The organism is Bosea sp. AS-1, from assembly GCF_002220095.1.
Classification (GTDB): domain Bacteria; phylum Pseudomonadota; class Alphaproteobacteria; order Rhizobiales; family Beijerinckiaceae; genus Allobosea.
On sequence record NZ_CP022372.1, the window covers coordinates 660,431 to 684,348 of the forward strand.

The window sequence follows — 23,918 nt, forward strand, 5'->3', positions numbered from 1 at the left end:
CTCAGGTCCTCGGGTTGAGCGCATCGCGCAAGCCATCGCCGAGCAGGTTGAAGCCGATTGCGACCAGCGCGACGGCGAGGCTCGGCCACAGGATCATCCAGGCGCTCAGATGCATGAAGCGGCGCGCCTCCGAGACCATCAGCCCCCATTCAGAGGCCGGCGGTTGCGCCCCCAGGCCGAGGAAGGAGAGCGTCGCGAACAGCATCACCGCGAAGGCGACGCGGATCGTCATCTCGACGATGATCGGCGCCACCACATTCGGCAGCATCTCGCGCCCGACGATGAAGCCGGCGCTCTCGCCGCGCGCGATGGCGGCATTGACATAGTCCTGCTTGCGCACGGCCAGTGCGACGGAGCGCGTCACCCGCGCCATGCCGGGCGCGAAGGCGAGCGCGATGGCAAGCAGGGCGTTGAGGCTGCTCTTGCCGAGCAGGTTCACGATCAGCAGTGCCAGCAGTAGGCTCGGGATCGACATGATCGCATCGACGGTGCGCATGATCGCCTCGTCGCTGCGCCCGCCGAGGAAGGCCGAGACCGTGCCGATCACGGCGCCGACCAGCGTGCCGAGCGCGGTGGCCAGCACCGCCAGCAGGACGGTGGCGCGGGCACCATGCAGCAGGCGGCTGAGGATATCGCGGCCATACTGGTCGGTGCCGAGCCAGAACTGCGCGCTCGGCGGCTTGTAGCGCATCAGCGGCGCCATCTTCTCGGGATCGTAAGGCGCAAACCAGGGGCCGACGATCACGACGAACAGGATGAGGCCGACGATGACGAGGCCCAGCGCGCCTTGCGGGGAGCGCAGCATGCGCTTGAGGATCTCAATCATACTGGATCCTCCGGTCGAGCCACGCATAGCAGATGTCGGCGAGGAAATTGGCGACGGCATAGGTCGTCGCCATGATGAGCGCGCCCGCCTGGATCGAGGGCAGGTCGCGGGCCTGGATCGCGACGATGAGCTGGCGGCCGATGCCCGGCAGGGCGAAGATCTCCTCGACCACGATGACGCCACCGAGCAGGTAGCCGACATCGAGCGCCACGATGGTGATGGTCGGGAGCAGCGCGTTGCGCAGCGCGTGCTTGAACAGTACCTGTCGCTTCGACAGCCCCTTCAGCCGCGCCGCGCGGATGTAGTCGGAATGCAGTACGTCGACGAGCTCGGAGCGCACCATGCGCGAGACATGGGCGATCAGGATCATCGAGACCGTCAGCACCGGCAGGACAAGATGTTTCAGCCCGCGCAGAGGGTCCTCGGTGAGCGGCACATAGCCCGTGGCCGGCAGCCATTGCAGCCAGTCGGCCAGTACCAGCACCACCAGCGTCGCCGTGACGAATTCCGGCAGCGAGACGCCGATATAGGAGAGGAAGCTGACACCGAGGTCGGCCGCTCTGCCCCGCCTGACGGCCGCGACGATGCCGAGTGGGATCGCGACCGCCAGCATCAGCAGGATCGAGAACAAAGCGAGCAGCAGGGAGCGGCCGAGCGCTTCGATCATCGCCGGTGCGACCGGCTGGCCCGTGCGCATCGAGATGCCGAAATCGCCGCGCACGACCCCGCCGAGCCAATGCAGATACTGCATCCAGATGGGGTCGTTCAGCCCCATCTTCAGGCGCAGCGCCGCCAGCGCGTCCGGTGTCGCGTTCTCGCCCAGCATCATGACGGCGGCATCTGCCGGCAGGATCTGGGTGATCGCGAAGACGACCAGCGACACGACGAGGAGCGTGTAGCCGATCAGCAGGATGCGCTTGAGGATATAGGCTGGCGACACGCCGCTGCCCTCGCCTGCGTTCAGCCGCGCTTCGGCGCGTTGGCGCCGAGCGAGACGTAATCCAGGCGGAAGACCGCGCCACGCGGATGGAGCTGGTAGCCCTCGACCCAGTCGCGTTGCCCGCCGAGCAGGTCGAAGAACGCCGGGATGATCGAGGGCACCTCGTCATACATCAGCTTCTGCGCCTGCGCGTAGAGCTCACGGCGCTTGGCCTCGTCGACCGTGGCCCGGGCCTCGAACACCAGCTTGTCGAAGGCGGCGTTGTTCCACCGCGTCTCGTTCCAGGCGGCGTTGGAGGTGTAGAGCAGCGAGAAGATGGCGTCGGCCGTCGCCTGCATGTTGTAGAAGCCGACATAGAACGAGCCCTTCTTCCAGACCTGGTCGAGATAGGTCGCATGCGGCATGGTCTCGACCTTGATGTCGAAGCCAGCGGGCTTGGCCATTTCGCGGAGGGCGACGGCAAGCTGGGTGCGCTGGCCCGGCCGGTCGGAGGCGATCAGCGTGGCTTCCAGCCCCTTCGGATAACCGGCTTCGGCGAGCAAGGCCTTGGCTTTGGCGATGTCGGCCTTCTTGGCCGGCAGATCGGCATAGAACCGATAGGCCGGGTTGAGCGGCGTATCGTTGCCGGGCGAGCCAAAGCCCTCGGTGACGAAATCGACCATGGCGGTGCGGTCGACCGTCAGCGCGAGGGCCTGACGCACGCGCACGTCGTTGAAGGGCTTCTGATCGCAGCCGAAATTGACGTTGCAGAACTGGCCCGAAGGCACACGCAGCGCCTTGACGCCATTCGCATTCTGCAAGCGGCCGAACTCGGTCGGCGGGGTCGTGCTGATCAGATCCGTATCGCCCGCGATCAGCGCAGAGGCCTCGGCACTGACATCCGGGAAGACGACGACCTCGATCTTGTCGAGATAGGGCCGCGCCTTGTCGAAATAGGCGTCATTGCGGGTGACGACGATCTGCCGCTCGGGCTCGAAGGAGACGAGCTTGAACGGGCCCGTGCCGATCGCCTGGCGGTCGAGCTTCTCCAGCCCGCCCTTGATCACGGCGGCAGGGACGATCTTGGCGTTGGTGTAGGCGAGCGTCACCGGCAGATCGGCGAAAGGCGCCGAGAGGGTGAAGACCACGGTCGTATCGTCCTTTGCGGCGACCTTGGCGATCGGGCCGACATTCTGTCTCGCCGGGGAGGCGGTCTTGGCGTCGAGGATGGCCTCGAAGGTCGCGACCACATCGGCGGCCGTGCAAGGCGAGCCGTCATGGAAGGTCAGGCCCTTGCGCAGCGCGAAGGTCCATTCGGTGAGATCGGCCGAGTTCGTCCAGGATTCGGCGAGGTCGGGCTCGGCGCTCATGTCGACCTTGAGCCGCGTCAGGCCGGAATAGAGCAGTTCGGCGACGAGATATTCCGGGTTTACGCGGGTGACGAGCGGGTTGAGCTTAGACACCGCCTGGTCGACGCTGACCCGCAGCGTGCCACCGCGGCGCGGCGCCTGCGCGAAGGCCGGCACGCCGGAGAGGGCAAGGCCGCTCAGAGCGGCGGAGGCGGCGAGGAAATCGCGACGATGGATGCTCGGCATGGGACGCTCCTTCAGCTCTGGGACGGGGGCAGGTCGGGGTTGATGTCAGGCCTGAAATCGGCGGCGAGATAGGACAACACTGCCTTCGCCAGTGAGACGATGTCGGGCACCGTGGTGTATTCGCCAGGCGAATGGATGTTGCGGTCGGGCCGGCCGAGCCCGCCGAGCAGCACTTCTTGTTGGCCGGTCGCACGTTGGACCCAGCCGAAATCGGAGCAGCTTGCCGCGCCCCATTTGCGGAATTGCTCCGGCGCGTAGCCGAAGCCTTCGCCCATGGCTGCCTGCCAGCGCGGCCAATGCGGTCCGGTTGGATCCGCTGTCGGCATGAGGTGGCCGACCAGCGTTGTCTCGACCGTGAGGCCTGGCACGGCGGCGATGCTGCGGCGGACCACCTCCTCGATCTCGGCCAGCGCATCCTCGAAACGCTCTTCGGGAGCGTAACGCCGGTTGAGCGTCAGCTCGACGAGAGCAGGCACCTGCCCGCCGGCGGTGCCGCCCTGGATTGCAGCAAGATTGAGCTGGGCCGAGAGCGGTGGTTTGCCCGGCGGTGGGGGCAGGGCAGAGACGCGCGTCGCGACCTTTGCCTTCAGCTCCGTCAATGCATTGAGCAGTGGCAGTGCCCCCTCGATCGCATTGAGACCGGAGCCCTTGCGATTGCCCTCGCCGGCATGGACGGCCTGGCCATGGATGCGTACGAGCAGATTGAACAGGCCGAAGCACCCGGCCCAGATTCGCGCCTCGGCGCTACCATTGAAGTTGAGGACGTGGCCCTCGAGTCGTCCTTGCTCGGCGAGATGGCGGATGCCGGGGTATAGGCCCCCTTCCTCGTCCGTGCAGAACAACAGCATCGGATCATAGGCGAGTTCGACCGCGCAGGCCTGCGCCGCGCGCAGCGCCAGGAGTATCGCGGCGATGGAGCCTTTCATGTCGGCGGCGCCCAAGCCGATCAGGCGGTCACCTTCGCGTTTCATCTGCAGCGGGTCGGTTTCCCAACCAGCCGCGGCGGGAACGGTGTCGACGTGGAAATAGAGACCGCAGACCGGGCGACCGCTTGCGCGGCTGGCGACGAGATTGGTTCGCGAGCCTGCAGCGGGACCGTTCGGCGCCTGCCATAGCGCCGCCGGCACCACGACACGTTCGGACGAAAAGCCGAGCGGCGCGACGAGCTCCTCCATCAAACCAGCGAAGTCGTCATAGCCCAGGCCGGGTGGGAAGGAGGTATCGACCGCGATCATCCGGTCGAGTTCGGCGACCGCATCCTCGACATTGGCCTCGATCCAGCCATTGGCGTGCGTGAGCGCAAACATGTCGTGCCGCAAGGGTTTGGCTCCGGACATCGCTCAGCCCAGCGTGGTCGCGCTTGTCCAGCGCTGGCACGATCTGCGATGGAGACCCCGAACCGCCGCAGTTGGCAAAGCCATTTGCGGACCTCCCTCTTTCATATAAACTATATAGAAATAGGATCCGACGGCATGCCCCCTGTCAATGCCAAAAAAACGACGCGTGCTGCCGCCGGAACAGGCAACAGCACCGGGGCATCCGTGCCGATCCTGCCGAATTTCAGCGCCGGCGAGGCCGCACCGCTCTATGAGCGCGTGAAACGGCACATGTCGGAAGCCATTCTTGTCGGCGACTGGCCGCCCGGTATGGTCCTGCCGAATGAGACTGTGCTGGCGCAAGGGTTTGGTGTCGCGGTCGGTACCGTCCGCCGCGCCATGAGCGACCTGGTCGCCGAAGGCCTGCTGACACGACGCCGCAAGACCGGCACGGTCGTGACGGGGCGCACCCCCCATCACAGCCTGCGTTTCTTCTTCCAGTATTTCCGGCTGCACCGCGCCGACGGCAGTCTCGTGCGCTCGACCAGTCAGTTCCTGAACGTCGGGTGCTCACCTGCGACACCGGCGCAGGCCGCAGCGCTGCAGATCCGCACCGGCGGGGTCGTCAAAATCCACCGCATCCGCCATGCCGACGGTCGACCCGTGATGCACGACAAGCTGGTGCTGGCGGAGGAGAGGCTTCCGGGCTGGCCGCGCGACACTGCCGAGTTGCCACCCTTGCTCTATCTCCACTTGCTCGAACGCTATGGCATCCGGATTTCCGCGGTTCGCGAGCAGATTACGGCCGACCTCGCCGATGATGAGGACATCGCGCTGCTCCAGTTGGAGGGACGCGAAGCCGTGCTCACGATCGACGAAGTCGCATATGATCAGGCCGGGATACCCACGATCCTCGGCTGGCACCGCGCGACGACTGGCGCCCACGCCTATGTCAATGAAGTCAGGTAGGTCCGCACCCGCCGCGTCCTTGCTGGGCGCCTCTGACAGATCGGCCGCCCTGATCAAATCTCAACGGTAGATCGGCGGCGATATCGCGCGTCCGAACCATTCGACGAACCCGATGATGTCGAAGACCGGGCGCCCGGTGGCGGCGGCGATCGCTGCCGAATGAGGCGGAAGATTCGTGCATTCGCACAGGATCGCTCCGACGTTCGGATGGCGGTCGACCAAGGCGCGGGCCGCGCTCACGACTTCTTCTTCGAGCTGGGCGACGTCGGATGCGCCGCCGCGATTGCCATAGACTTGGCGAAACAGGCTCTCCGGAGGCAGCCCTTCGATGGGAGTATCGGGGCGCACGCCGACGGCTTCCAGATGACGCGCTGTCAGGGCCTCCGCTGCGAAGGTGAGGATGCCGACCTGCTGGCCGGCGGGCAGCATCGCCTCGATCAACGGCGCCTGCAGAAGGCTGCTCGTCGCGACAGGAACCGGCAGTGCGGCGGAAAGCTCCTTCTGAAGGAGAGCCAGAAAGCCGCAACTGGTGGTGATGCCCCGCACCCCGCAGGCGACGAGATCGAGAGCCGCGGCGATGAAGGGCTCGAGGAACTCCTCCGGGCGGCCATGGACGATGGCTGCGGGGTCGGCGCCGCGCACGACCCGGAATTGCACCGGAAACGGCCAGGTCCGGCCATTGCCGATGTCGCCGGGCAGGCGGCGGAAATGGGTGTCGAGCATCAGCACGCCGATGCCCAGATCGTTCACGACGCCTCCCATCGACTTGAAGTCGGTGCCGGTCATCTTGGCGCTCCCACCGCGATCGGCCGTGCGGCCTCAGCGGCGGCCCCAAAGAACCAGGCGAGGAAACGATTGTCCCGCAGCAGCGCCAGCGGAATGTCCTCCTGGGCCAGCAGGCCCGGTTTGCCGATGAGTCCGAGGCGCAGCAGATCGAGCACGGCCGCAACGTGCGAGGCCGCCGTGCGCCGCATCGCTCCGATGCTGACGCCGTCGATCGTCAGGGGTTCGACCTCCCGCAGGAAATCCGCGCCGTCGCCGCTTGCCGCGCCGCGCGGGGTGGCTGTGATCGAGATCAGCAGCCGGTCATCCGCGATCTCGGGCAAGGCATTGAGGAAGAGGTTGCGCAGCAGATAGACGCGTTCGCGCAGCTTCAGCTCGTCCAGCAGGAACGCCATCTGGTCGGCATGCCCGGGATAGCGGATCGTGTGCGAGGTCAGGTTTCCGATCGTTCCGGCCAGGCGCCGGCGCAGCGTCGCCGGAATGGTGCCGGAGACGAAGACCTCGTAGTCGCGCCCTTCGAGGCTCAGGGGGCTGACCTGCGACAGTGGTGCGAGCTCGGCCTCCCGGCCGTCGATCAAGGCGAGAGAGGCGCGGGTATATTCGCGCAGTGTCGCGTCGACATCCCAGATCAGCCCGTAGCCGAGCCGTCCCGACGGCGCCTGCGGCAGCCCGCCGATGCGCACCTCGATATCCGGCTTGCCCTCGCAACGCGCGGCGAGGTCGAGCACCAGCCCGGAGACCAGCCCCGGCGAGATGCCGCATTGCGCCACGAAGCAGCCGGAGGCTGCATGGGCTTCGTTTCGGACCGCTTCCAGCGCTGCGCCGTCGTCGCCGAGATCGAGATAGTGGCAGCCCCGGCGTCGTGCGGCCGCCGCGACCATCGGCGTCGCCGGGGAGGGGAGGGCCGCGATGACGGCATCCGCTTCCGCCAGAACCCGGTCGAGATCGGCGGCATGAGCCGGGTCGGCCTCGGCGAAGGGCAGGGCGAGTGGCCTGGCCCTCCGGCGCCCGGGTTCCGTGGGATCGGCGAGGAGGAGCTCGAATTCCGGCGCCTCGCGCAGTTGCAGCGCGAGCGCGATGCCGATCCGCCCGGCGCCGACGATGACGACCTTGAACGGCCGGGGCTCGTTTGCGGTTCGCTCAGCCATGGAAGCGCGCGAGGAAGGTCTTGAGACGTTCGTTGTCGGGGTTGTGCAGGATGCGCTCCGGGCTGCCCTGCTCGGCGATGCGGCCGGCTTCCATGAAGACGACGCGGTCCGAGACATCGGCAGCGAAGGAGATCTCATGCGTGACGAGCACCATCGTCATGCCCTGTTCGGCGAGGCCACGCACCACGCCGAGCACCTCCCCGACGAGTTCCGGGTCAAGCGCACTGGTGATCTCGTCGAGCAGCAGCGCATCCGGCTGCATGGCCAGCGCCCGGGCGATGGCGACGCGCTGCTTCTGCCCGCCCGAGAGCTGGTCCGGCCGGGCGTCGCGCTTTTCGGCCAGACCGACCTTGGCGATGTAGTCCATCGCGATGTCGACGGCCTCGGCGCGCGGTTTGCGCTGCACGGTCACCGGCCCCTCGATCACATTCTCCAAGACGCTCATATGCGGAAACAGGTTGAAATGCTGGAACACCATGCCGACATGGCGCCGCAATTCGCCGAGCCCGAGCATGTCGCCCGCGCCGCGGAACTTCGGACCGACACGGCGGCCGCGGAAGCTGACCTCCCCCGCATCCGGCATCTCCAGCATGTTCATGCAGCGGATGAAGGTCGATTTGCCGGAGCCCGAGGGGCCGATGATCGCGACGACTTCGCCGCTCGTCAGCGAGAGGTCGATGCCGTGCAGCACGGTCAGGGCGCCGAATCGCTTGACGATGCCGCGGGCCTCGAGAACGGTTTCGCGCGTGGCCTGTGTGGGGACGGAAGTCATGGAATGGTCCTCGCTCAATGGCTGTTGCGAGTCCGGCTCTCGACGATGTCGGCGAACTTCGTGATCGGGAACAGGATGGCGAAGTAGAGCACCGCGAGCACGGTGTAGGATTCCAGCGGACGGTAGGTCTGTCCGTTGACGATGCTCGCCATGTAGGTGAGTTCCGCCACCGAGATCACCGAGATCAGCGAGGTGTTCTTGAACTGCGTCACCGACTGGTTGATGAAGGCCGGCATCATCCGGCGGATCGCCTGCGGCAGCACGATGCGGCGCATCACCTGCCAATTCGACATGCCGATCGCCGAGCCTGCCTCCGACTGTCCCTTGTCGATCGAGACGATGCCGCCGCGGAAGACCTCGGCATAGAAGGCCGCCGCGTAGAGAGAGAGCGTGATCAGCGCCGCCGCCCAGTTGGCGAGGTCGAAGCCGAGCAGCAAAGGCAGGGCGTAGTAGATCCACAGGAGCTGCACCAGCAGTGGCGTGCAGCGGAACAGCTCCTGGAAGCCCTGCGCCAGCCAGCTCAGCGGCCCGATCCCGGAAAGCCGTGCGAAGCACAGGAGCAGCCCGAGGACCAGCCCGATGGCGATGGAGGCCACCGTGTAGACGATGGTGATCCAGGCGCCCCAGAGGAAAAGATCGCTCGCCTGGAGGATCGGCGCGAAGCTCCACGTGTACATATCATGCCAGCCTTTCGTGAAAGCGGCCCTTGCGGGCCGCCTTTGCTTTAACCGCCGAAGCCGAAGCCTTCGGGCATGTCGTCGAGCGTGATGCCGAAGGGCGCCAGGCTCTTCACGATCCAGGTCTGGTTGTTGCCGATGCGGCGGTTGTATTCCGCCCAGGCCGAGATGAAGGCGCGCGACTTTTCGTCGGCCTTCCAGTTCATGGCGACGACGGAAGGCGTCGACAGCACCGGCGAGGGGACCATCACCTTGCCGATGCCGCTCGCCTTCTTGCTCATGACGAGGCCGTTCAGCATGGTGTTGACGAGGCCGTCGGCCTTGCCGCTGACCACGGCCACGATGGCTTCGTCGCGCGATTTGAAGCGCAGCATCTTGGCTTTGGGCAGGTATTGCTGGGCGATCAGGTCCTGCGAGGAGCCGAGATCGACCGCGAAGGTGTATTTCGGGTCGTTCAGCTCGGCCCAGCTCAGCTTCGAGAGCTCCGCCTTGGGCGAGACGATGATGAAGCTGTTGAAATAGGTCGGAGCCGAGAAGGCGACCGAGAGCGAGCGTTGCGGCGTCGCGGTGACGCCCAGCGCCAGGTCGGCCTTGCCGCTCTGCACGTCGAGAATGGAGTTGGGCCAGCTCGATTCGACGACTTCCAGCTTGACGCCGAGGGTGTTGGCGATGTCGCGGGCCATCTCGATGGCGAAGCCGCGCCACTCGCCGGAGCGCGGATCCTTGTTGAAATAGGGGTCCTCGTTGATGATCCCCGGAATGCGCAGCACGCCGCGCGAGCGAATGGCCTCGATGGTGTCCTCCGCCCGGGCCGAGGCTTGAAGCGCCAGTAATCCCAAGCTGGCGGCGCAGATGGCGCGAATGATCGATTTCATGAGCTTTCCACTCCGTTCCCTTGCCGATGTTGTTCGGTCTTGCGCTGGTGGTCAGGACGCCAAGAGCCTAGGCGACGCACTTGCGCGGACAATGCGAGAGTAGGGCGTCCTCCTACCGGTTTTCTTATATGTTCGCCCGGCTCTCGAAGGATCGCAGGCTTGCTTCCAGCGCCTGCAGATTTTCGGGGCGCAGGGCCGCGAGCGGCGCGCGAAGCTCCGCGCCGATCAGGCCGGTCCGTGCGAGCGCGGTCTTCACCGGCACCGGGTTGCTCTCGATGAAGAGATGGCCGACGACGTCGAAAAGGGCCTCGTGGATGCGACGGGCCTCGCGCGGATCGCCGGCGAACCAGGCCCGGCACAGCGCGACCACCTCAGCCGGCAGCAGGTTCGAGGCGACGCTCGTCACGCCATCGGCGCCGAGGGCAAGGAAAGGCAAAGTCAGGCCGTCATCGCCCGAATGGATCACGAAATCCCGACCGAGCGCCTGCCGCAGCTCCGTGACGCGTTCAGTCTTGCCACCGGCCTCCTTGATGCCGACGATACTGGAGTGAGCCGCGGCCAGCCGCGCGGCCGTCGCCGGCGCGATCTCGACGGCGGTGCGCCCCGGCACGCTGTAGAGCATGATCGGCAGGCTGACGGCCTTGGCGATGGCTGAGAAGTGGTCGAACAGACCGTCCTGCGAGGGCTTGTTGTAATAGGGCGTCACGAGCAGGAGGCCGTCGGCACCGGCAGCCTGGGCGCGTTCGGCCTTGGCGACGGCCAGCCGCGTCGCATTCGAGCCGGCGCCGGCCATGACGAAGGCGCGCCCGGCCGCGGCCTTGACCGTGGTGCGAATGACGTCCTCGGCCTCGTCGTCGCTGAGCGTCGCGGCCTCGCCGGTCGTGCCGACCGGCACGAGCCCGGCGACACCGGCCGCGAGCTGTGCCGCGATCAGCCTTTCGAGCGCCGGCTTGTCCACTGCTCCGCTGCGGAACGGCGTGACCAGAGCGGTGAAGACGCCGGTCAAACGCTGGCGCAGTTTGGGATCGATCATCGGATTGGCTCCTTGCATCGTCAGTCGATGACGACTTTGGTTTCGCTCATTTCGCGCAGGGTCATGTGGATGCCCTCGCGGCCGAGGCCGCTCGACTTGATGCCGCCGAAGGGCACGTTCTCGGCCCGGAAATCCGGACCCTCGTTGATCATCACGCCACCGACGCGCAGCCGGCGCCCGACGCGCTTCACCAGCGCGTGGTCGTTGGTGAAGAGTCCGGCCTGCAGCCCGTAGCTTCCGGCGTTGATCTCGGCGATCACCGCGCCGGGATCGTTGAAACGGCGTATCGCGAGCACCGGCCCGAAGGTCTCGGAGCGGACGAGTTCGGCCTGTGCCGGGACGGCGTCGAGCAGCGTCGGGGCGAATTGCGTACCGTGGCGGCCTCCGCCGATGATGATCCTGGCGCCGTCCGCGACGGCGAGTTTCACACGCCGCTCGACCTCCGCGGCCGCCGGTTCGTCGATGACGGTGCCCATGACCGTTCCGGCATCGGCCGGGTCGCCGGTCGTGACCTTCGCGACCCGCGCAGCGATGCGTTCGATCATCGTCTCGCGGATGGCGTCGTGCAGATAGAGCCGCTTCACCGCGGCACAGCTCTGGCCGGCAATCTCGAAGCGGTGCGTGATCGCGACCTCCGCTGCCCGGTCGAGATCGGCATCCGGCATGACGATGAGCGGGTCGTTGCCGCCGAGCTCCATCAGGCAGCGGACGAGGCCAGACGCATTCTTCAGTGCCAAGCCCGCAGCGGGGCCGCCGGTGAAACTGAGCAGGTCGATATCGCCGCTCGCGATCATCGCCGCGACCTCGGCTCCGCCATGGACAATGCCGAACAGATCTGCCGGGAAGCCCGCCTCTTCGGCAAGTTCCGCCAGGCGCTGCGCGGCGAGAGGCGCCTTCGGCGAGGGTTTCGCGACGACGGCATTGCCGGCGGCGATCGCGGGGCCGAGCTTGTGGCAGAGCAGGTTGAGCGGATAGTTGAACGGCGTGATCGCGCCGACGACCCCGGCCGGCTCATGGGTGATCACCGCCTGCTTGTCCGGCGCGCCCGGCACGATGGCGGTCGGTAGCACCTCGCCGTGCAGCACCGTGACGGCATCGCCGCTCAGCCGCAGCGTGTTACGTGCGCGGCGGACCTCGTTGCGGGCCTCGGTGATCGTCTTGCCGACCTCGGCGCAGATCGTCCGGGCCATCGCTTCAGCCTCGTCCCCGAGGCGGTCGGCGAGGCGATGCAGCAACGCCTTGCGCTCGGACGGCGTGCTGAAACGGAAAGCCGACCATGCCTTGCGGGCCCGACGCAAAGCCTCGGCGACGGCGACTTCGTCGGCCTGTCGGATCTTGCCGACGACGGACCCGTCGAACGGATTGACGACCTCGACCAAAGGGGTGGCAGTCGCCCGGGCGGGCTTGGCGAGAGACATGGTCACGGTGACGTCACTCCGTTTCATCGGCGGTGAGGCGGGCGAGCGCCGCGACCGAAACCGGTCGCAGGGGCCAGCGCGGGGAAGAGGGGGCCGGCAGCGGCCGGCCCCTGAGGGCCGCGATCATCGGGCCGCAGAAGCGCCCCTGGCAGGCGCCGAGACCGAAGCGGCCCATCAGCCGGATCTCGCGGACAGAAGCGTCCTCGGCCAAGGCCTGCAGATCCGCATAGCTGCGCCCTTCGCAGCGGCAGATCAGAGTCTCGGGCGTTGGCCCAGCAGGTTCGCCATGCAAGGCTGTCGCGATCGCCGTCTGGAAGTCGCGTGCCCGCTGCAGGCCACCTTCCTCTGCCGACAGGTTCGTGCCGGCCCGGCCAAGGCGAGCCAGTACCTGCAGCGCGGCGCGTCGGCCGTCGAGCAGCGCGGCGTCGGCACCCAGTGCCTCGCGCCCGTCGCCCGCCAGCAGGATCGGTACGCGCGCGTCCGGAGCAGGCAGCGGAATTCCGGCCCGGTTCGGCTCGATGCCGTCATGGATCAAGAGATGCCGGACGCGCAGGGTTTGCTCGCCCGGGCCGGCGCTGATGCTGACCTTGAAACCGTCGCCATCCGACTCGGCTCGCGTGACGACGGCGCCGCAGCGATAGGGGATGCGATGGACTGCGAGCGTCGCCGCATAGACCGCGGCCTCGCCGATCGGGCCAGCGGAGAAGGCGAGACGAGCCAATGCCCTCGATGCGCGCAAGGGCCGGCCGCGCTCCAGTACCGCGACCGGTGGATTGCCGGCGCGGGCGAGCTGGGCTGCGAGTGCAGGGAGCAAGGGGCCACTGCCGGCAATCAGGATCGGTCCTTCCGGTGGACGGCCGGTCTCCTTCAGCAAGACCTGCGCGCCGCCGACCGTCATGACACCGGGCAATTCCCAGCCGGGAAAGGGGCGGATCGTCTCGACAGCACCGACTGCGATGATCGCTGCCCGTGGACGGTGCGCGAAGACGCGATCGGCGCGGCGATCGTCGAACAGGAACCTGCCTTCGCCATCGACCCCGAGAAAGATGGTCTCGGTCTTCATCTCGATCCGGTCGGCCGAGGCGCGGAGCCGTGCCATCAACGTGACCCAGCTGCGGCGATGCCTTGCGGGTCGCCAGATCGGGTTTTCGGAGCCGGCGGCCGGCTGGCGATGAATGGCGCCGCCGAGCTGGTCGCGCTGTTCGATCAGGCGGACGGGCAGTCCGGACTCCGCAAGCGTCGCTGCTGCGCTTGCGCCCGCCGGGCCGCCGCCGATGACGAGGATGGGCGCCTCAGCCATGGTCGGCTCCGATCGCGGGCAGAGGGCCGAGCCGGAGGCCGTCGCGTGCAGGTGTCAGGCAGGCTTCGACCGGCGCCGCATCCGCGACGGCGACGATGCAACCCTGGCAGGCGCCGATGCCGCAGAAGATGCGTCCACCCGGCGGACCGTCGTCGTGTCGGCCGAGATTGACGATCCCCGCCTTGAGCATCGCCGCGGCGATCGTCTCGCCCGGCTGAAAAGCCACCGGCGTGCCGTTCCAGAAGAAGTGGCCCGTCATGCGTGCGCCTCGGAATGGACGAAGCGTTGCGGCGACAAGGCGGAGAGATCGACCTCGGGTTTCTCGCCGAGCAGAAGGCGAGCGGCGCTGGCGCCCATATAGGGGCCGAGGCAGATGCCGTCGCCTTCGAAGCCGGTGGCGATCACCATTCCCGCGCGCTGCGGATGCGGGCCGACGATCGGCAGCCCGTCGCGAGATGCGGTCCGCACCCCGGCGAAGCTGCGCAGTACGCGGCGATGAGCAAGCGGGGGATAGAGGTCGAGCGCCTCGCGCAGGATCGCCGCAATAGTCACGGCATCGGTCGAGTGGTCGCTGCGGTGATCCTCGCGGCTGCCGCCGATCAGGAACTGGCCCGTCATCAGAGGGTCGATCACCAACCCGATATGACCGTTGCCGCGGACGATGCCGCGCTTGGCCGCGAGGTATGAGGCCGCCATCAGATGGCCGTCTATCGCCGGGCCGGCGCCGCTGGCGCGGTCGGTCACGGCCATCTGCCCCTTGCGTGGGATCAGGATGTCGCCGAGGCCGAGCAGTGGCGCCGAGCCGATGCCGGCTGCGACGAGCACTGCGTCGGCCGAGAGCAAATCGTCCCGAACCGCGACGCCTGCGACGCGCCCGGCCTGCATGACGATCTCGGACGCCGGTGAGCCTCTGCGGATATCGATCCGGCTTCGGCGCAGGAGGCGTTCGGTGATCTCATAGCCCAGTGCGTGCCCGTCATCGGGGATTTCGAGCGCGGCGCGGACACTGGCACCCAGACCCGGGATGCGGGCCAGAAGCGTCGCACGGTCGATCTCGACGACCCGCTCGCCCGCCCTGGCGAGGTCGGCACCGTGCTGGGTGACGAGTTCGGCCTCGACCGGCGTTCGGGCGACGAGGAAGGTCGAGCGCCGATGGAACAGGCCGCGGAACAGTCCATCCTGCTCGCAGCGAGCGTAGAAGGCGCGGGCATGGCGGGCGAGGTCCATCATCGGGCCCGGCCGCTTGCTGGCGACCGAGACAGCCCCATCGGAGGCGCCGGTTGCACCCGCCGCCGGCCCGGAAGCATCGAGTAGCGTCACGCGGGCGCCGGCCGCCGCCAGGAAATGCGCGGCGGCGGCGCCTACGATCCCGGCGCCGATCACGGCGACATGTATGGAGGCAGAGGAAGCCATGCCGAAGCGGTTCGTCCCAGCGAGCGATGGCCCGAACTTCGTCGGCTTCACCTGTCGGGTCGATGCAAATGATCCGTCTCGACTTGCCACATTGTTTGCAAGTGGCGAAAGCCGAGCTGTTGTAGGTAGGAATGACAGGCCGGCCCACGGTAGGGATCATGCGCGAAGCCAATCTGACGCTCATCCAGACGTTCTTCATCGTCGCGCGCGACGGGTCCTACTCGGCTGCGGCGCGCAAGCTCGGCATGAGCTACCAGTCGGCCGCCAACCATGTGCGGCGCCTCGAGCAATTGCTGGCTGAGCGGCTGGTCGTCTCGGAGCAGGGCGCCAAGACGGTGACGCTGACGCCGCGCGGCCGCAGCCTCTACAAGCTGTTACTGCCGGAGCTTGATACCGTGCTGACCCGGCTCGATCGCACGCTCCAGAAGGAGCGGCCGGTGCTGCGCATAGGCCTGCCTCAGGCGATCTTCTTCTATTTGATGCCGCCGATCCTGGCCCGGTTCCGCGAGCTCTTCCCGCAGGTCGAGATCATCGCCTATGAGCGGGACACCGCACTCTCCGAGATGATCAAGGATGGCAGCCTCGACCTGTGCATTACCGAGCGCTATTTCGGCGACCCCAATGTGCCGCAGCATCTGATCTGCACCTATCGGCCGGCGCTGGTGGTACCGCGCGAATGGGGGCGTCCGCCGGCTGGGGCTCTCAGGGAATGGGTACGGGAGAGGCCCTTCATCACCTATGAACCCGGCCAGCTCCTGCGCAATCTCGCCATCGACTATCTCAGCCCCGAAGGTGCCGAGATGGAGATCGCCATCTCGACATCGGGCAGTTCCAGCGTGAAGCGCTGTGTCGAGGCCGGCCTCGGCTATGCGATCATTCCAGCCTGGTGCATGGACGGTACCGAGACCACGATCACCGCGATCGATCTGCCGGAACTGCCCGAAATTCCGATCTATTTTGGCGAAGCCAGCTTTCTGGCGCGCAACCCTTACGTTGTTGCGCTTCGGCAGCTTTGCGTGGGCTTCACGTCCGCGGTGGGATGAAAATTCGCATCGGCACGAGGCGGGACGATCCGATCCGTCTCGCCGAACCGATATTCCGAGTTTTCGACTGTCGGCACGACCGACATCTTCCTTCGGAAGTGGCAGCATGCCCTCGGGATTGTAGTGCACCCGCCGACGGAACGGCGGCCATTCGGCTCGCGAAATCGATCTGAATACGCGCGGTCGTCAGGGCTCGCGCGCCGCGCGGAAGCCGTTGGTGTAGAAGCGCACGTCGGCCTCGTATTTGAAGCGGGCGGCTGAGCGCAGATAGCGTGGATCGTTGTTGAAGGAGCCGCCGCGCAGCACGCGCTCGCGGCAACCGGGCACCACATAGGCACTGCCGTCGCGCGGTGCGGATCGGTATGTCTCGCTCCAGCAATCCGTGACCCATTCGGCCGCGTTGCCGGCCATGTCGTAAAGGCCGAAGGCGTTGGGCGGGTACTGGCCCGACGCAACGGCGCTGCGGCGCGGCGGGTCGTTGCAGCCTATGCAATTCGCGCGGTCCTTCTCCATGGTCTGCCCCCAAGGATAGACCGTCGTCGTGCCGGCGCGCGCGGCATATTCCCATTCGCTCTCGCTGGGGAGTCGGTAGCGCTTTCCCGTCTTGGCCGAGAGCCAGGCGAGGTAGGCGTTGGCGTCGTTCCAGTGAACATCCGTGACGGGGCGCTTTCCGCGTCCGAGCCCGCGGTCGTCGGGCCGGTAGTTGCAGCCGCCCTCGCTTACACAGCGGTCCCATTCCTCGAAGCTCACCTCCCGCGTGCCGAGATAGAAACCGCGTATGGCAACAGGGTGAACGGGCTTCTCGAACTCGTAAAGATCGTTCGAACCCATCTGGAAGGAGCCGGGCGGAATCGCAATCAGCTCGGGGCAGTCGCTGCAATCGCGGACGGGGCCCGTTTTTGACGGCGATACGGCGGCAGGAGGCGGAGCAACCGAAGCAACGGTTGCGGCCGTCCCGGGCTTGCCGCGGTAGAGCTGTTCGCGGGCACGCGCGAGCGCTGAGAAACGACCATTCGGATAGGCATCGAGATAGGCGCGATATTCGCTGGCATTCTCGCTGTTGCGAATCGATTCCCAAAAGGCGAGCTCGAAGGCTTCCGGCGTGGCCTTGGAGCTGCTCGGGGGCAGGATGACGGCGCGGTTCGCCGCGGCGATTGCGACGGGGCGGCCGACCGGCGTCACCACGAGCCCCTTTGGCGGTTCGGATGAGAGCCAGATTTGCTGACTGCGCCGGCTCGTCCGCGCGACGGCCTCACGTAGGCGGGCGAGGGCGGTCACCATGTCGAGGCCGGGCGTACGGATCACCTTCAGCCATTCGTCGATGGCTTGATTGCCGCGAGAGCCGGAGTCCGCGACGGTTTTTCCCGGCGCGGCGGTGAACATCACCGCAACGGTCTCGAGCGGCTCGGTCGCGCGCAGGCCTTTCCCGCGTGCCTGCCAGGGATTGTCGCGGCTTGCGTCGATCAGCACGAGGGCGCTCGACGGCTTGGCGATGATCAGCGGGTCGATGATCTCGTCGAGGTCGACTGCGTCCTGCACCGGGTGCGACGACGTCGGCACGAGAAAATTGCGGTCGCGTTGCTGCACGGCATGGCCGGAATAGAAGACGATGGCCTGCGCGCCGAGGCGCAATTTGCCGGCAAACTCCGCGATGGCCCGTCGCATTTCTGCGCGACCGCCGTTTTCGAGCGCGATTACCTCGAAGCCGCCTTCGCGCAGAGCCTCCGCGACGGCGCGTCCCTGTGCCGGTGAGCGGACAATGGCCGCATCGGGATAGCTGCCATTGGCGATCACCAGCGCAATGCGGGGGCTCGGCGCAGCCTCTTGCGGCAGGGCAGGCGTTGCAGCAAGCGCGACGAGCGCGACTGCGAGGAAGAAGGAGCGCAACCAGTCCATGCTAGCGACCATTCGTCATCTGCGGCGTCTCGGGGCGCGGCCCGCTGCCGTCTCAGCGCACATAGATCGTGATCTTCTTCGACATCACGGGCGGATCATGCGGCGTATGAGTATGATCTCCGACCAATAACTGCAGGGTATGTGTCCCCTTCGGCAAGGTGACGACAACCTCCGTTTGACCGTTGCCAAGATGGATATTGTTGTAATCGGACGGGATCGGCTGGTCGGGCGGCCCTGGATCGGTGTCGATCAGCAGATGGTGATGACCGGTCGCCGCATGTTCCACGCCTGCCGGTGCGACGCCCATATTCCGCAGGCCGACCCGAACGGTGAAGCGCTCCGGCACGTGCAGCCCGTCGAGGGGATAATGGAAATAGACCTGCGCGCCGGGCGGTGCCTTCTGTCGCCTCGAAGCCTGCGCCAGCACCTCGGTCGGCCAGAGCAGGGGCAGGGCGGCGAGCGAACATGCCACCAGGAGGGCGACTACGATGCGGCGCGAGGTTCTCATCGACGCCTCGTCGGTTTGCCACCACCCGGCATCACCATGACGGTGATACGCTCCGACATGACGGGCGGATCGTGCGGCACATGGTTCTCGTCGGCGAGCAGCAGCTGCAGCGTATGCTTGCCGGGCGAGAGGGTGATGCGCCGTTCTGTCTGGCCGCCGCCGAGATGGATGTGGTTGAGATCCGACGGGATCGGCTCGTCGAGCGCCGGGGTCGGCACATCGACCAGCAGGTGGTGGTGGCCCGTGTTCGGCTTGGCGACGCCCGCCGGCGCGACGCCCATGTTGCGCAAGCCGAAACGGATCGTCGAGCTCGGGAAGATCGTCTCCCCATCCTTCGGATAGATGAAGTAGACGGCGGCATCGTTGGGCGAAGCTGTCCGCGGGCGCCCTGCCCCTGCCACCGGAGCTGCGGGCGCCGCGGGACCGGCCCGCTCCGTGTCGACGACACGCACCCGGATCCGCTCGGACATCACCGGAGGATCATGCGGAACATGTTCGTGGTCGCCCAGGAGGAGCTGCAGCGTATGCTCGCCCGGCGGGAGCGAGAGTTCGACCTCGGTCTGGCCGCGTCCGAAATGCAGATGGTTGAAATCGCTTGGGATCTCGCGGTCGAGCGCGGGCACTTCGGTGTCGACCAGCAGATGATGGTGACCGCCATTTGGGTTCGCCGTGCCGGCGGGCGTGATGGCAATACCCTCGCTGCCGAAGCGAATCTTCGCACGGGTCGGGATCGTCGCTCCGTCCTTGAGATCGATGAAGAAGACGCGGGCACCCGGAGCGGCGGCGGAGCGCGGCTTCTCGGTAGGATCGGCCGCGACTTCGACAGTGATCCGTTCGGACACCAGCGGAGGGTCATGTGGCACGTGGTTATGGTCGGCGAAGAGAAGCTGGAGCGTATGTCGCCCGGGCGTCAGTGCGATCTCGGCCTCGGTCTGCCCACCACCGAAATGGATGTGGTTGAAATCGCTCGGGATAGGCTGGTCGAGCGGCGGCAGATCGGTGTCGATCAGCAGATGATGGTGGCCGGAATTGCGTCTGGTCTGCCCGGCGGGAGCGACCTCCATGCCGCTGATTGCGAAGCGAACGATGAACTTGCCGGGGACGCGGTCATTATTGGCGAGGCCGATGAAGCTGAGCTTGGCGGTTGCCGGGGCCGGGCTGCGCTGCATCGCGCGCGCCTGGGCCGCTGCCTCGCCGGCCGGAAGAGCCATGGCAAAGGCACAAGCCAGGGCCGCCGGTACCAGGACGGGGACGAGGCAAGGCATCCTCAACGGCATCGACGTCTCCCATCCACGAGACGAATACAGAGAGGCTACCAGCGTGTCCTCGCTCCTTCAAGCGGAACACTTGGCATTGACGTAGCTGGAGTGGCTTTGTTCTGGAGTTCGGCCAAGTCATGCGCTAGCCTGATGCGAGGAAGGGGATCATGATCCTCATCGCCAGACTCTGCGGGCTGATCATGCTGATGCTGACGGGTCTGGCCCTGGCCGCGCCGGCTCCGGAGCGTCGTGTCGCGCTCGTCATCGGCAATTCCAGCTACCGCAATGCGCCCGTTTTACCGAATACGGTCAACGATGCCGGCGATATGGCCGCGGCGCTCCGCAAAGTCGGCTTCGAGGTGATCGACGGGATCGATCTCGACAAGCGTGGCATGGACGCGCTGCTGACGCGCTTCGCCCGTCTGGCGCAGGATGCCGATTCCGCGATGTTCTACTTCGCCGGGCACGGCTTCCAGTTCAACGGCGAAAACTACTTGGTGCCGATCGAAGCCAAGATCGAGGACGAGGTCGGCGTCCAGTACGAGACCATGCGCCTGAACGACGTCGTCACGGCCCTGAACTATGCCAAGGGCGTCAAGATCATGGTGCTGGACGCCTGCCGCAACAATCCTTTCGTCAACCAGCTCGCCAGGCGGCAGGCGACGCGGGGCTTCTCGGTGAGCTCCGGCCTCGCCCCGGTGGCGCGGGCACAGGGAATGGTCATCGCCTATGCGACGCAGGCCAACGACGTCGCTGCCGATGGAGCCGGCCGCAACAGCCCGTTCACGGCGGCTCTGGTGCGCGAGATCGACCAGCCGGGGCTGGAGGTGGCGACCCTGTTCCGCCGTGTCCAGAAGAGCGTCTATGATGCGACTTCCGGCCGCCAGACTCCCGAGCTCTCGCTTTCGCTGCTCGGCGATTTCTACCTCAACCGCGAAGAGACCGATGCCGATGTCTGGCAGCGTATCCGCGCCAGCGACGAGCCAGGGGCGCTGCGCGACTTCATCCAGCGCTATCCGGCGAGCTTCTTCGCCGTCGATGCGCGCACGCGTCTCGACTTGATCGAGCGCCGCTCGCTCGCCACGAGCGAACGTGACAGGCTGGTGCGCGAGTTCGCGGAGCGTGAACACGCACTGCTCGAACGTCTCGAACGGGCCGAACAGGGGCGCCAGCAGGCGGCGACCGATCTCGCACGGCAGGAACGCAACCAGGCGAGCGCCCTGCCGCCCGCGGCCGGAGATATCCCGCGGGTGAAGCCGGCTCCGAGTCCGCCCAAGCCACCGGCCGAGGACACGGCCGAGCGCTCCCGTCTCGCCGACGAACTGGCGCGGCGTGAGAAGGAGCTGGCCGGGCTCGAAGCCGAGAAGCAGCGCTTGGCCGAGGAGCGCCGCAATGTCGAGCAGGCACTGGCGGCACGGCTCGGTACGCTGGTGCCCTCTTCGCCGGATCGCTCGGCTCAGCCCCAAGCCATGCCGGCGAGCGCGCCGCGCCCGATCGAGCGCCGCGCCGACACTCCGGCCGCCGGGGCGCCAGGCAAGGCGAATTGCAGCGAGCTTCTGCTACGCGCCCAACTCGGCGACCTGACGCCCCTGGCGCGCGAGCAGCTTCAGCAATGCCGCTGAGTGATGTCGAATGGGGTGAAGTGAAAGTCCGGCATGGGGAGGAATGAAGATGTCGACCGTCACGCGCCTCGCCTGGATTCTGCCCTTGCCGGCGTTTCTGGCAAGTGCCGCCCCTGCCTGGGCGCAATCGCCGCCGCCCACGCCGGTGCCTTTCCAGCAGGCGCTGCAGAAGGCGGCCGACGATCTCTTCGGCAAGGCCTCGCTCACCGACCGGCAAATCGACCTCGTCATCGATCCGCTGATCGACGCAGCCTCCGGCTCGCAGTCGACAGCCACCCGCTCGATGCAGCAGACCCTGATCGAGATCGCCCGCAAATCCTATCCGCGCTTCGCCATCCGTGCCTTCGACAGCGAGACGCTCGCGCGCAAGCCGGTCGTGCTGGTCGGAACCTTCACGGCGGTGAACAACAGCGGCGTGGCCGATGGCCCGAAGGATGCCTACCGGATTTGCCTGACGCTGGCCGATCTGAAGTCGAACAGCGTCGTCTCGAAGGGCGTGGCGCGCGCTCAGATCGAGGGCGTCGACGTGACGCCGACCCCATTCTATCGCGAGTCGCCGCTCTGGGCGCAGGACCCCGCCACCAGCGCCTATGTCAAAACCTGTCAGGGCACGAAGCTCGGCGAGGCGATCGATCCGGCCTATGTCGAACGGTTGACGGCCAATGCCTTGGTCAATGACGGCATCCTTGCCTATGAGTCACAGCATTTCCGCGAGGCTCTGGCCTATTATCGCGCCGCGCGCAAACTGCCGGGCGGTGAGCAGCATCGGGTCAGGATCGGGACCTATCTCGCCGCCAGCAAGCTAGCCCGGCGCGACGACATGGTCGATGCCTTCGGCGATCTCGTCGATTACGGCCTCGGCACCAACCAGTTGATGGTGAAGCTGCTGTTCAAGCCGGGCACCACCCAGTTCATCGACGATCCACGGATCACCGAGCCCTATCCGATGTGGCTGAGCCAGATCGCCACGCACGCCCGCCAGAAGGGCGCCTGCCTGGAGGTTGTCGGCCACACATCGCACACCGGGCTGCCGCAGGTGAACGAGCGTCTGTCGACACTGCGCGCCCAGTTCGTCATGGACCTGTTACTGACCGGTGCCCCCGAGAATCGCAGCCGCATCATCGCGACCGGGCGCGGCTTCAAGGAAAATCTCATCGGAACCGGCAAGGACGACAGCAGCGACGCGCTCGATCGGCGAGTGGAGTTCAAAGTAATCGGCTGCTGACGATGCCAAGCATTCGCGCTGCGGGGCAGGACGGTCAAAGGTCGAAGACCGCTTGCCGTTCAGGCATCTGAAGGGGATTTGGCAGGAAGAAAATGGCGCGCCCGAAAGGATTCGAACCTCTGACCCTCAGATTCGTAGTCTGATGCTCTATCCAGCTGAGCTACGGGCGCGTCTCAGAGCGTCAAGACGCATGTGCGTCTGGCCTGATGTGGGGGGAATAGCCGCTCGCTTTCGTCTTGGCAACCGGAAAATGACGAGCCCGTGCAAACGGCCTTCGCTGTGGATAGCGGTGGCATGGCGACCACGCGTTCTTCGGCATGGCGACCACGCGTTCTTCGGCATGGCGACCACGCGTTCTTCGGAGTCAGCGGGCCGATGTGCCGACGGTCAGTTTTCCCGGCTGCCGGACTTTGGGGCGAGTAGGGACGGGGGCTTTCGGGATTTTCTCGGCGATTCCGTAGAGCTGCTCGCGGCGGTCGAGCTCGTTCCAGACGTCTTCCGGCTCGATGCCCATCGCGCTCCAGAGGGCGACGAGATTGTAGATCAGATCGGCGCTTTCCAGGATCGTCTCATGCCTCTGGCCTTGCAGGGCTGCGATGCCGGTCTCGACGGCCTCCTCCGCCACCTTCTTCGCCATTTTGGGCAGGCCGCCGCCGAAGAGCTTGGCGGTGCGCGACCGGGACGGGTCGTTCCCGCGGGCCTGCGCGATGGCGGCGTGAAGTCTCTGGACCGAATCAGTCATGGTCCGAGCGTCGAGCGCGCAAATGAGAGTTTAATGACAGTGCCGTCACGGGGCGAGGTACGACTATCCGGCACGGCTCGACGTGCCGCGGGCCAACTCTCCGGAAGATCATAGCCGGAAAGTCATGTCCCGCCGCCAGAGAGCGGCGCGGCCAGCCGGTCGATAGCAAGCCGCGCTGTTCTGGCGGAAGGAGATCGGAGCTTCGGTCAGCGCGTGGCGCGGCGCGTGGCGCGCACGACGCTCGGACCACTGACGGCACCGGCCGCTCCGCCGACGACGGCGCCGACCGGTCCGGCTACGACGGCACCCGTGCCGGCGCCGACAGCGGCACCGCCGATGCGCTGCTCGACGGTGTTGCCGCAGGCCGCGAGCATCAGTGTGGCGGCCAAGGCCGAGGCGAGAAGGGGCAGGCGCATGTGAGGTTCTCCGTGTGAGCGAGGATCGAAACGCGGTGACGTCGTCCCGGTTCCCCGACAGGAAAGCGGATTTCCTGCGGGTTGGGCAGCGATCCCACTTGCGATCCACGGAAAAATCCGTATACAGCCGGCATCGCAACAGTCGCACCATTGTCATGGGCGA

The 23,918-nt window shown here is 66.6% G+C and carries 23 protein-coding genes and 1 tRNA gene; 4 read left to right on the forward strand and 20 right to left on the reverse strand.

What is annotated here, in order from left to right; genetic code table 11:
* Position 1: 1 nt before the first annotated feature.
* The 4 genes from CE453_RS04820 to CE453_RS04835 are packed head-to-tail and all read right to left on the reverse strand — an operon-like array spanning position 2 to position 4,647.
* A complete protein-coding gene (locus tag CE453_RS04820; protein WP_089173560.1) occupies positions 2 to 826 on the reverse strand; it encodes an ABC transporter permease in 825 nt (274 codons plus the stop codon).
* Positions 819 to 1,766 (reverse strand): ABC transporter permease, encoded by a 948-nt coding sequence (locus CE453_RS04825; RefSeq protein ID WP_089173561.1) that lies wholly within the window; start codon positions 1,764 to 1,766, stop codon positions 819 to 821. Before CE453_RS04825 ends, CE453_RS04820 begins: the two co-directional genes overlap by 8 nt.
* 20 nt (positions 1,767 to 1,786) lie before the next feature.
* Positions 1,787 to 3,340 (reverse strand): ABC transporter substrate-binding protein, encoded by a 1,554-nt coding sequence (locus tag CE453_RS04830; protein WP_089173562.1) that lies wholly within the window; start codon positions 3,338 to 3,340, stop codon positions 1,787 to 1,789.
* Between the two features lie 11 nt (positions 3,341 to 3,351).
* Entirely contained in the window at positions 3,352 to 4,647 is a 1,296-nt protein-coding gene (locus CE453_RS04835; protein ID WP_248307948.1) for a M20 family metallopeptidase, read from the reverse strand.
* A 165-nt stretch (positions 4,648 to 4,812) separates the two neighbouring features.
* Between CE453_RS04835 and CE453_RS04840 the strand changes: the two genes are divergently transcribed.
* Positions 4,813 to 5,625 (forward strand): GntR family transcriptional regulator, encoded by an 813-nt coding sequence (locus tag CE453_RS04840; protein WP_089173563.1) that lies wholly within the window; start codon positions 4,813 to 4,815, stop codon positions 5,623 to 5,625.
* A 60-nt stretch (positions 5,626 to 5,685) separates the two neighbouring features.
* On the opposite strand, the gene CE453_RS04845 is transcribed toward CE453_RS04840, so the two are convergent.
* The 10 genes from CE453_RS04845 to CE453_RS04890 all read right to left on the reverse strand — a co-directional run bounded on the left by CE453_RS04845 (position 5,686) and on the right by CE453_RS04890 (position 15,044).
* Entirely contained in the window at positions 5,686 to 6,411 is a 726-nt protein-coding gene (locus tag CE453_RS04845; RefSeq protein WP_248307949.1) for an aspartate/glutamate racemase family protein, read from the reverse strand.
* The gene (locus CE453_RS04850) at positions 6,408 to 7,556 is read right to left on the reverse strand and encodes a saccharopine dehydrogenase family protein (RefSeq protein ID WP_089173564.1); all 1,149 of its coding nucleotides are present in this window, start codon (positions 7,554 to 7,556) and stop codon (positions 6,408 to 6,410) included. The genes CE453_RS04845 and CE453_RS04850 overlap by 4 nt, the downstream gene beginning before the upstream one ends.
* Positions 7,549 to 8,328: an amino acid ABC transporter ATP-binding protein gene (locus CE453_RS04855; protein WP_089173565.1), complete on the reverse strand. Its 780-nt coding sequence runs from the start codon at positions 8,326 to 8,328 to the stop codon at positions 7,549 to 7,551. Before CE453_RS04855 ends, CE453_RS04850 begins: the two co-directional genes overlap by 8 nt.
* A 14-nt stretch (positions 8,329 to 8,342) precedes the next feature.
* Positions 8,343 to 9,005 (reverse strand): amino acid ABC transporter permease, encoded by a 663-nt coding sequence (locus CE453_RS04860; RefSeq protein ID WP_089173566.1) that lies wholly within the window; start codon positions 9,003 to 9,005, stop codon positions 8,343 to 8,345.
* 47 nt (positions 9,006 to 9,052) lie between these two features.
* Positions 9,053 to 9,880: a transporter substrate-binding domain-containing protein gene (locus CE453_RS04865; RefSeq protein WP_089173567.1), complete on the reverse strand. Its 828-nt coding sequence runs from the start codon at positions 9,878 to 9,880 to the stop codon at positions 9,053 to 9,055.
* Positions 9,881 to 10,004: 124 nt separating this feature from the next.
* Positions 10,005 to 10,913: a 4-hydroxy-tetrahydrodipicolinate synthase gene (gene dapA, locus CE453_RS04870; protein ID WP_089177705.1), complete on the reverse strand. Its 909-nt coding sequence runs from the start codon at positions 10,911 to 10,913 to the stop codon at positions 10,005 to 10,007.
* A gap of 20 nt (positions 10,914 to 10,933) precedes the next feature.
* A complete protein-coding gene (locus CE453_RS04875; RefSeq protein WP_089173568.1) occupies positions 10,934 to 12,331 on the reverse strand; it encodes an aldehyde dehydrogenase family protein in 1,398 nt (465 codons plus the stop codon).
* Positions 12,332 to 12,344: 13 nt separating this feature from the next.
* On the reverse strand, positions 12,345 to 13,631 hold the full coding sequence (locus tag CE453_RS04880) for an FAD-dependent oxidoreductase (protein WP_089173569.1): 1,287 nt from the start codon (positions 13,629 to 13,631) through the stop codon (positions 12,345 to 12,347).
* Entirely contained in the window at positions 13,624 to 13,890 is a 267-nt protein-coding gene (locus tag CE453_RS04885) for a 2Fe-2S iron-sulfur cluster-binding protein (RefSeq protein WP_089173570.1), read from the reverse strand. The genes CE453_RS04880 and CE453_RS04885 overlap by 8 nt, the downstream gene beginning before the upstream one ends.
* Positions 13,887 to 15,044 carry an NAD(P)/FAD-dependent oxidoreductase gene (locus tag CE453_RS04890; RefSeq protein ID WP_089177706.1) on the reverse strand — a complete coding sequence of 386 codons (1,158 nt, stop codon included), beginning with the start codon at positions 15,042 to 15,044 and terminating at the stop codon, positions 13,887 to 13,889. Before CE453_RS04890 ends, CE453_RS04885 begins: the two co-directional genes overlap by 4 nt.
* 158 nt (positions 15,045 to 15,202) lie before the next feature.
* On the opposite strand from CE453_RS04890, the gene CE453_RS04895 reads away from it, so the two are divergent.
* Positions 15,203 to 16,087, forward strand: coding sequence for a LysR family transcriptional regulator (locus CE453_RS04895; protein ID WP_089173571.1), 885 nt, complete (start codon positions 15,203 to 15,205; stop codon positions 16,085 to 16,087).
* A gap of 186 nt (positions 16,088 to 16,273) precedes the next feature.
* Here CE453_RS04895 and CE453_RS29245 read toward each other — a convergent pair whose 3' ends face one another.
* The 3 genes from CE453_RS29245 to CE453_RS04910 are packed head-to-tail and all read right to left on the reverse strand — an operon-like array spanning position 16,274 to position 19,768.
* The gene (locus CE453_RS29245) at positions 16,274 to 17,995 is read right to left on the reverse strand and encodes an SUMF1/EgtB/PvdO family nonheme iron enzyme (RefSeq protein ID WP_089173572.1); all 1,722 of its coding nucleotides are present in this window, start codon (positions 17,993 to 17,995) and stop codon (positions 16,274 to 16,276) included.
* Positions 17,996 to 18,035: 40 nt separating this feature from the next.
* Positions 18,036 to 18,491 carry a DUF4399 domain-containing protein gene (locus tag CE453_RS04905; protein ID WP_089173573.1) on the reverse strand — a complete coding sequence of 152 codons (456 nt, stop codon included), beginning with the start codon at positions 18,489 to 18,491 and terminating at the stop codon, positions 18,036 to 18,038.
* Positions 18,488 to 19,768 carry a DUF4399 domain-containing protein gene (locus tag CE453_RS04910; protein WP_198302263.1) on the reverse strand — a complete coding sequence of 427 codons (1,281 nt, stop codon included), beginning with the start codon at positions 19,766 to 19,768 and terminating at the stop codon, positions 18,488 to 18,490. The genes CE453_RS04905 and CE453_RS04910 overlap by 4 nt, the downstream gene beginning before the upstream one ends.
* A 149-nt stretch (positions 19,769 to 19,917) precedes the next feature.
* Here CE453_RS04910 and CE453_RS04915 point away from each other — a divergent pair, with 149 nt between their 5' ends.
* Positions 19,918 to 21,372, forward strand: a complete 1,455-nt coding sequence (locus CE453_RS04915; protein WP_089173574.1) for a caspase family protein — start codon at positions 19,918 to 19,920, stop codon at positions 21,370 to 21,372.
* A gap of 49 nt (positions 21,373 to 21,421) precedes the next feature.
* Positions 21,422 to 22,597 (forward strand): OmpA family protein, encoded by a 1,176-nt coding sequence (locus CE453_RS04920; RefSeq protein WP_089177708.1) that lies wholly within the window; start codon positions 21,422 to 21,424, stop codon positions 22,595 to 22,597.
* A gap of 93 nt (positions 22,598 to 22,690) precedes the next feature.
* Here CE453_RS04920 and CE453_RS04925 read toward each other — a convergent pair.
* From CE453_RS04925 to CE453_RS04935, 3 genes are all read right to left on the reverse strand, one after another.
* Positions 22,691 to 22,767: transfer RNA gene (locus tag CE453_RS04925), tRNA-Arg, on the reverse strand.
* Positions 22,768 to 22,961: 194 nt separating this feature from the next.
* Positions 22,962 to 23,339: a phosphoribosyl-ATP diphosphatase gene (gene hisE / locus CE453_RS04930; RefSeq protein ID WP_089173575.1), complete on the reverse strand. Its 378-nt coding sequence runs from the start codon at positions 23,337 to 23,339 to the stop codon at positions 22,962 to 22,964.
* Positions 23,340 to 23,545: 206 nt separating this feature from the next.
* Complete coding sequence (locus CE453_RS04935; RefSeq protein ID WP_089173576.1) at positions 23,546 to 23,755, reverse strand: hypothetical protein; 210 nt, start codon at positions 23,753 to 23,755, stop codon at positions 23,546 to 23,548.
* Positions 23,756 to 23,918: the final 163 nt, after the last annotated feature.

Excerpts from the sequence above, each read along its gene's own strand:
- dapA (WP_089177705.1), bottom strand. The coding sequence starts at position 10,913 with ATGATCGATCCCAAACTGCGCCAGCGTTTGACCGGCGTCTTCACCGCT.
- CE453_RS04845 (WP_248307949.1), bottom strand. The coding sequence starts at position 6,411 with ATGACCGGCACCGACTTCAAGTCGATGGGAGGCGTCGTGAACGATCTG.
- CE453_RS04880 (WP_089173569.1), bottom strand. The coding sequence starts at position 13,631 with ATGGCTGAGGCGCCCATCCTCGTCATCGGCGGCGGCCCGGCGGGCGCA.
- CE453_RS04935 (WP_089173576.1), bottom strand. The coding sequence starts at position 23,755 with ATGCGCCTGCCCCTTCTCGCCTCGGCCTTGGCCGCCACACTGATGCTC.
- CE453_RS04895 (WP_089173571.1), top strand. The coding sequence starts at position 15,203 with ATGCGCGAAGCCAATCTGACGCTCATCCAGACGTTCTTCATCGTCGCG.
- hisE (WP_089173575.1), bottom strand. The coding sequence starts at position 23,339 with ATGACTGATTCGGTCCAGAGACTTCACGCCGCCATCGCGCAGGCCCGC.
- CE453_RS04855 (WP_089173565.1), bottom strand. The coding sequence starts at position 8,328 with ATGACTTCCGTCCCCACACAGGCCACGCGCGAAACCGTTCTCGAGGCC.
- CE453_RS04905 (WP_089173573.1), bottom strand. The coding sequence starts at position 18,491 with ATGAGAACCTCGCGCCGCATCGTAGTCGCCCTCCTGGTGGCATGTTCG.
- CE453_RS04910 (WP_198302263.1), bottom strand. The coding sequence starts at position 19,768 with ATGCCGTTGAGGATGCCTTGCCTCGTCCCCGTCCTGGTACCGGCGGCC.
- CE453_RS04850 (WP_089173564.1), bottom strand. The coding sequence starts at position 7,556 with ATGGCTGAGCGAACCGCAAACGAGCCCCGGCCGTTCAAGGTCGTCATC.
- CE453_RS04920 (WP_089177708.1), top strand. The coding sequence starts at position 21,422 with ATGTCGACCGTCACGCGCCTCGCCTGGATTCTGCCCTTGCCGGCGTTT.
- CE453_RS29245 (WP_089173572.1), bottom strand. The coding sequence starts at position 17,995 with ATGGTCGCTAGCATGGACTGGTTGCGCTCCTTCTTCCTCGCAGTCGCG.
- CE453_RS04840 (WP_089173563.1), top strand. The coding sequence starts at position 4,813 with ATGCCCCCTGTCAATGCCAAAAAAACGACGCGTGCTGCCGCCGGAACA.
- CE453_RS04835 (WP_248307948.1), bottom strand. The coding sequence starts at position 4,647 with ATGTTTGCGCTCACGCACGCCAATGGCTGGATCGAGGCCAATGTCGAG.
- CE453_RS04915 (WP_089173574.1), top strand. The coding sequence starts at position 19,918 with ATGATCCTCATCGCCAGACTCTGCGGGCTGATCATGCTGATGCTGACG.
- CE453_RS04885 (WP_089173570.1), bottom strand. The coding sequence starts at position 13,890 with ATGACGGGCCACTTCTTCTGGAACGGCACGCCGGTGGCTTTTCAGCCG.
- CE453_RS04830 (WP_089173562.1), bottom strand. The coding sequence starts at position 3,340 with ATGCCGAGCATCCATCGTCGCGATTTCCTCGCCGCCTCCGCCGCTCTG.
- CE453_RS04820 (WP_089173560.1), bottom strand. The coding sequence starts at position 826 with ATGATTGAGATCCTCAAGCGCATGCTGCGCTCCCCGCAAGGCGCGCTG.
- CE453_RS04860 (WP_089173566.1), bottom strand. The coding sequence starts at position 9,005 with ATGTACACGTGGAGCTTCGCGCCGATCCTCCAGGCGAGCGATCTTTTC.
- CE453_RS04875 (WP_089173568.1), bottom strand. The coding sequence starts at position 12,331 with ATGTCTCTCGCCAAGCCCGCCCGGGCGACTGCCACCCCTTTGGTCGAG.
- CE453_RS04865 (WP_089173567.1), bottom strand. The coding sequence starts at position 9,880 with ATGAAATCGATCATTCGCGCCATCTGCGCCGCCAGCTTGGGATTACTG.
- CE453_RS04890 (WP_089177706.1), bottom strand. The coding sequence starts at position 15,044 with ATGGCTTCCTCTGCCTCCATACATGTCGCCGTGATCGGCGCCGGGATC.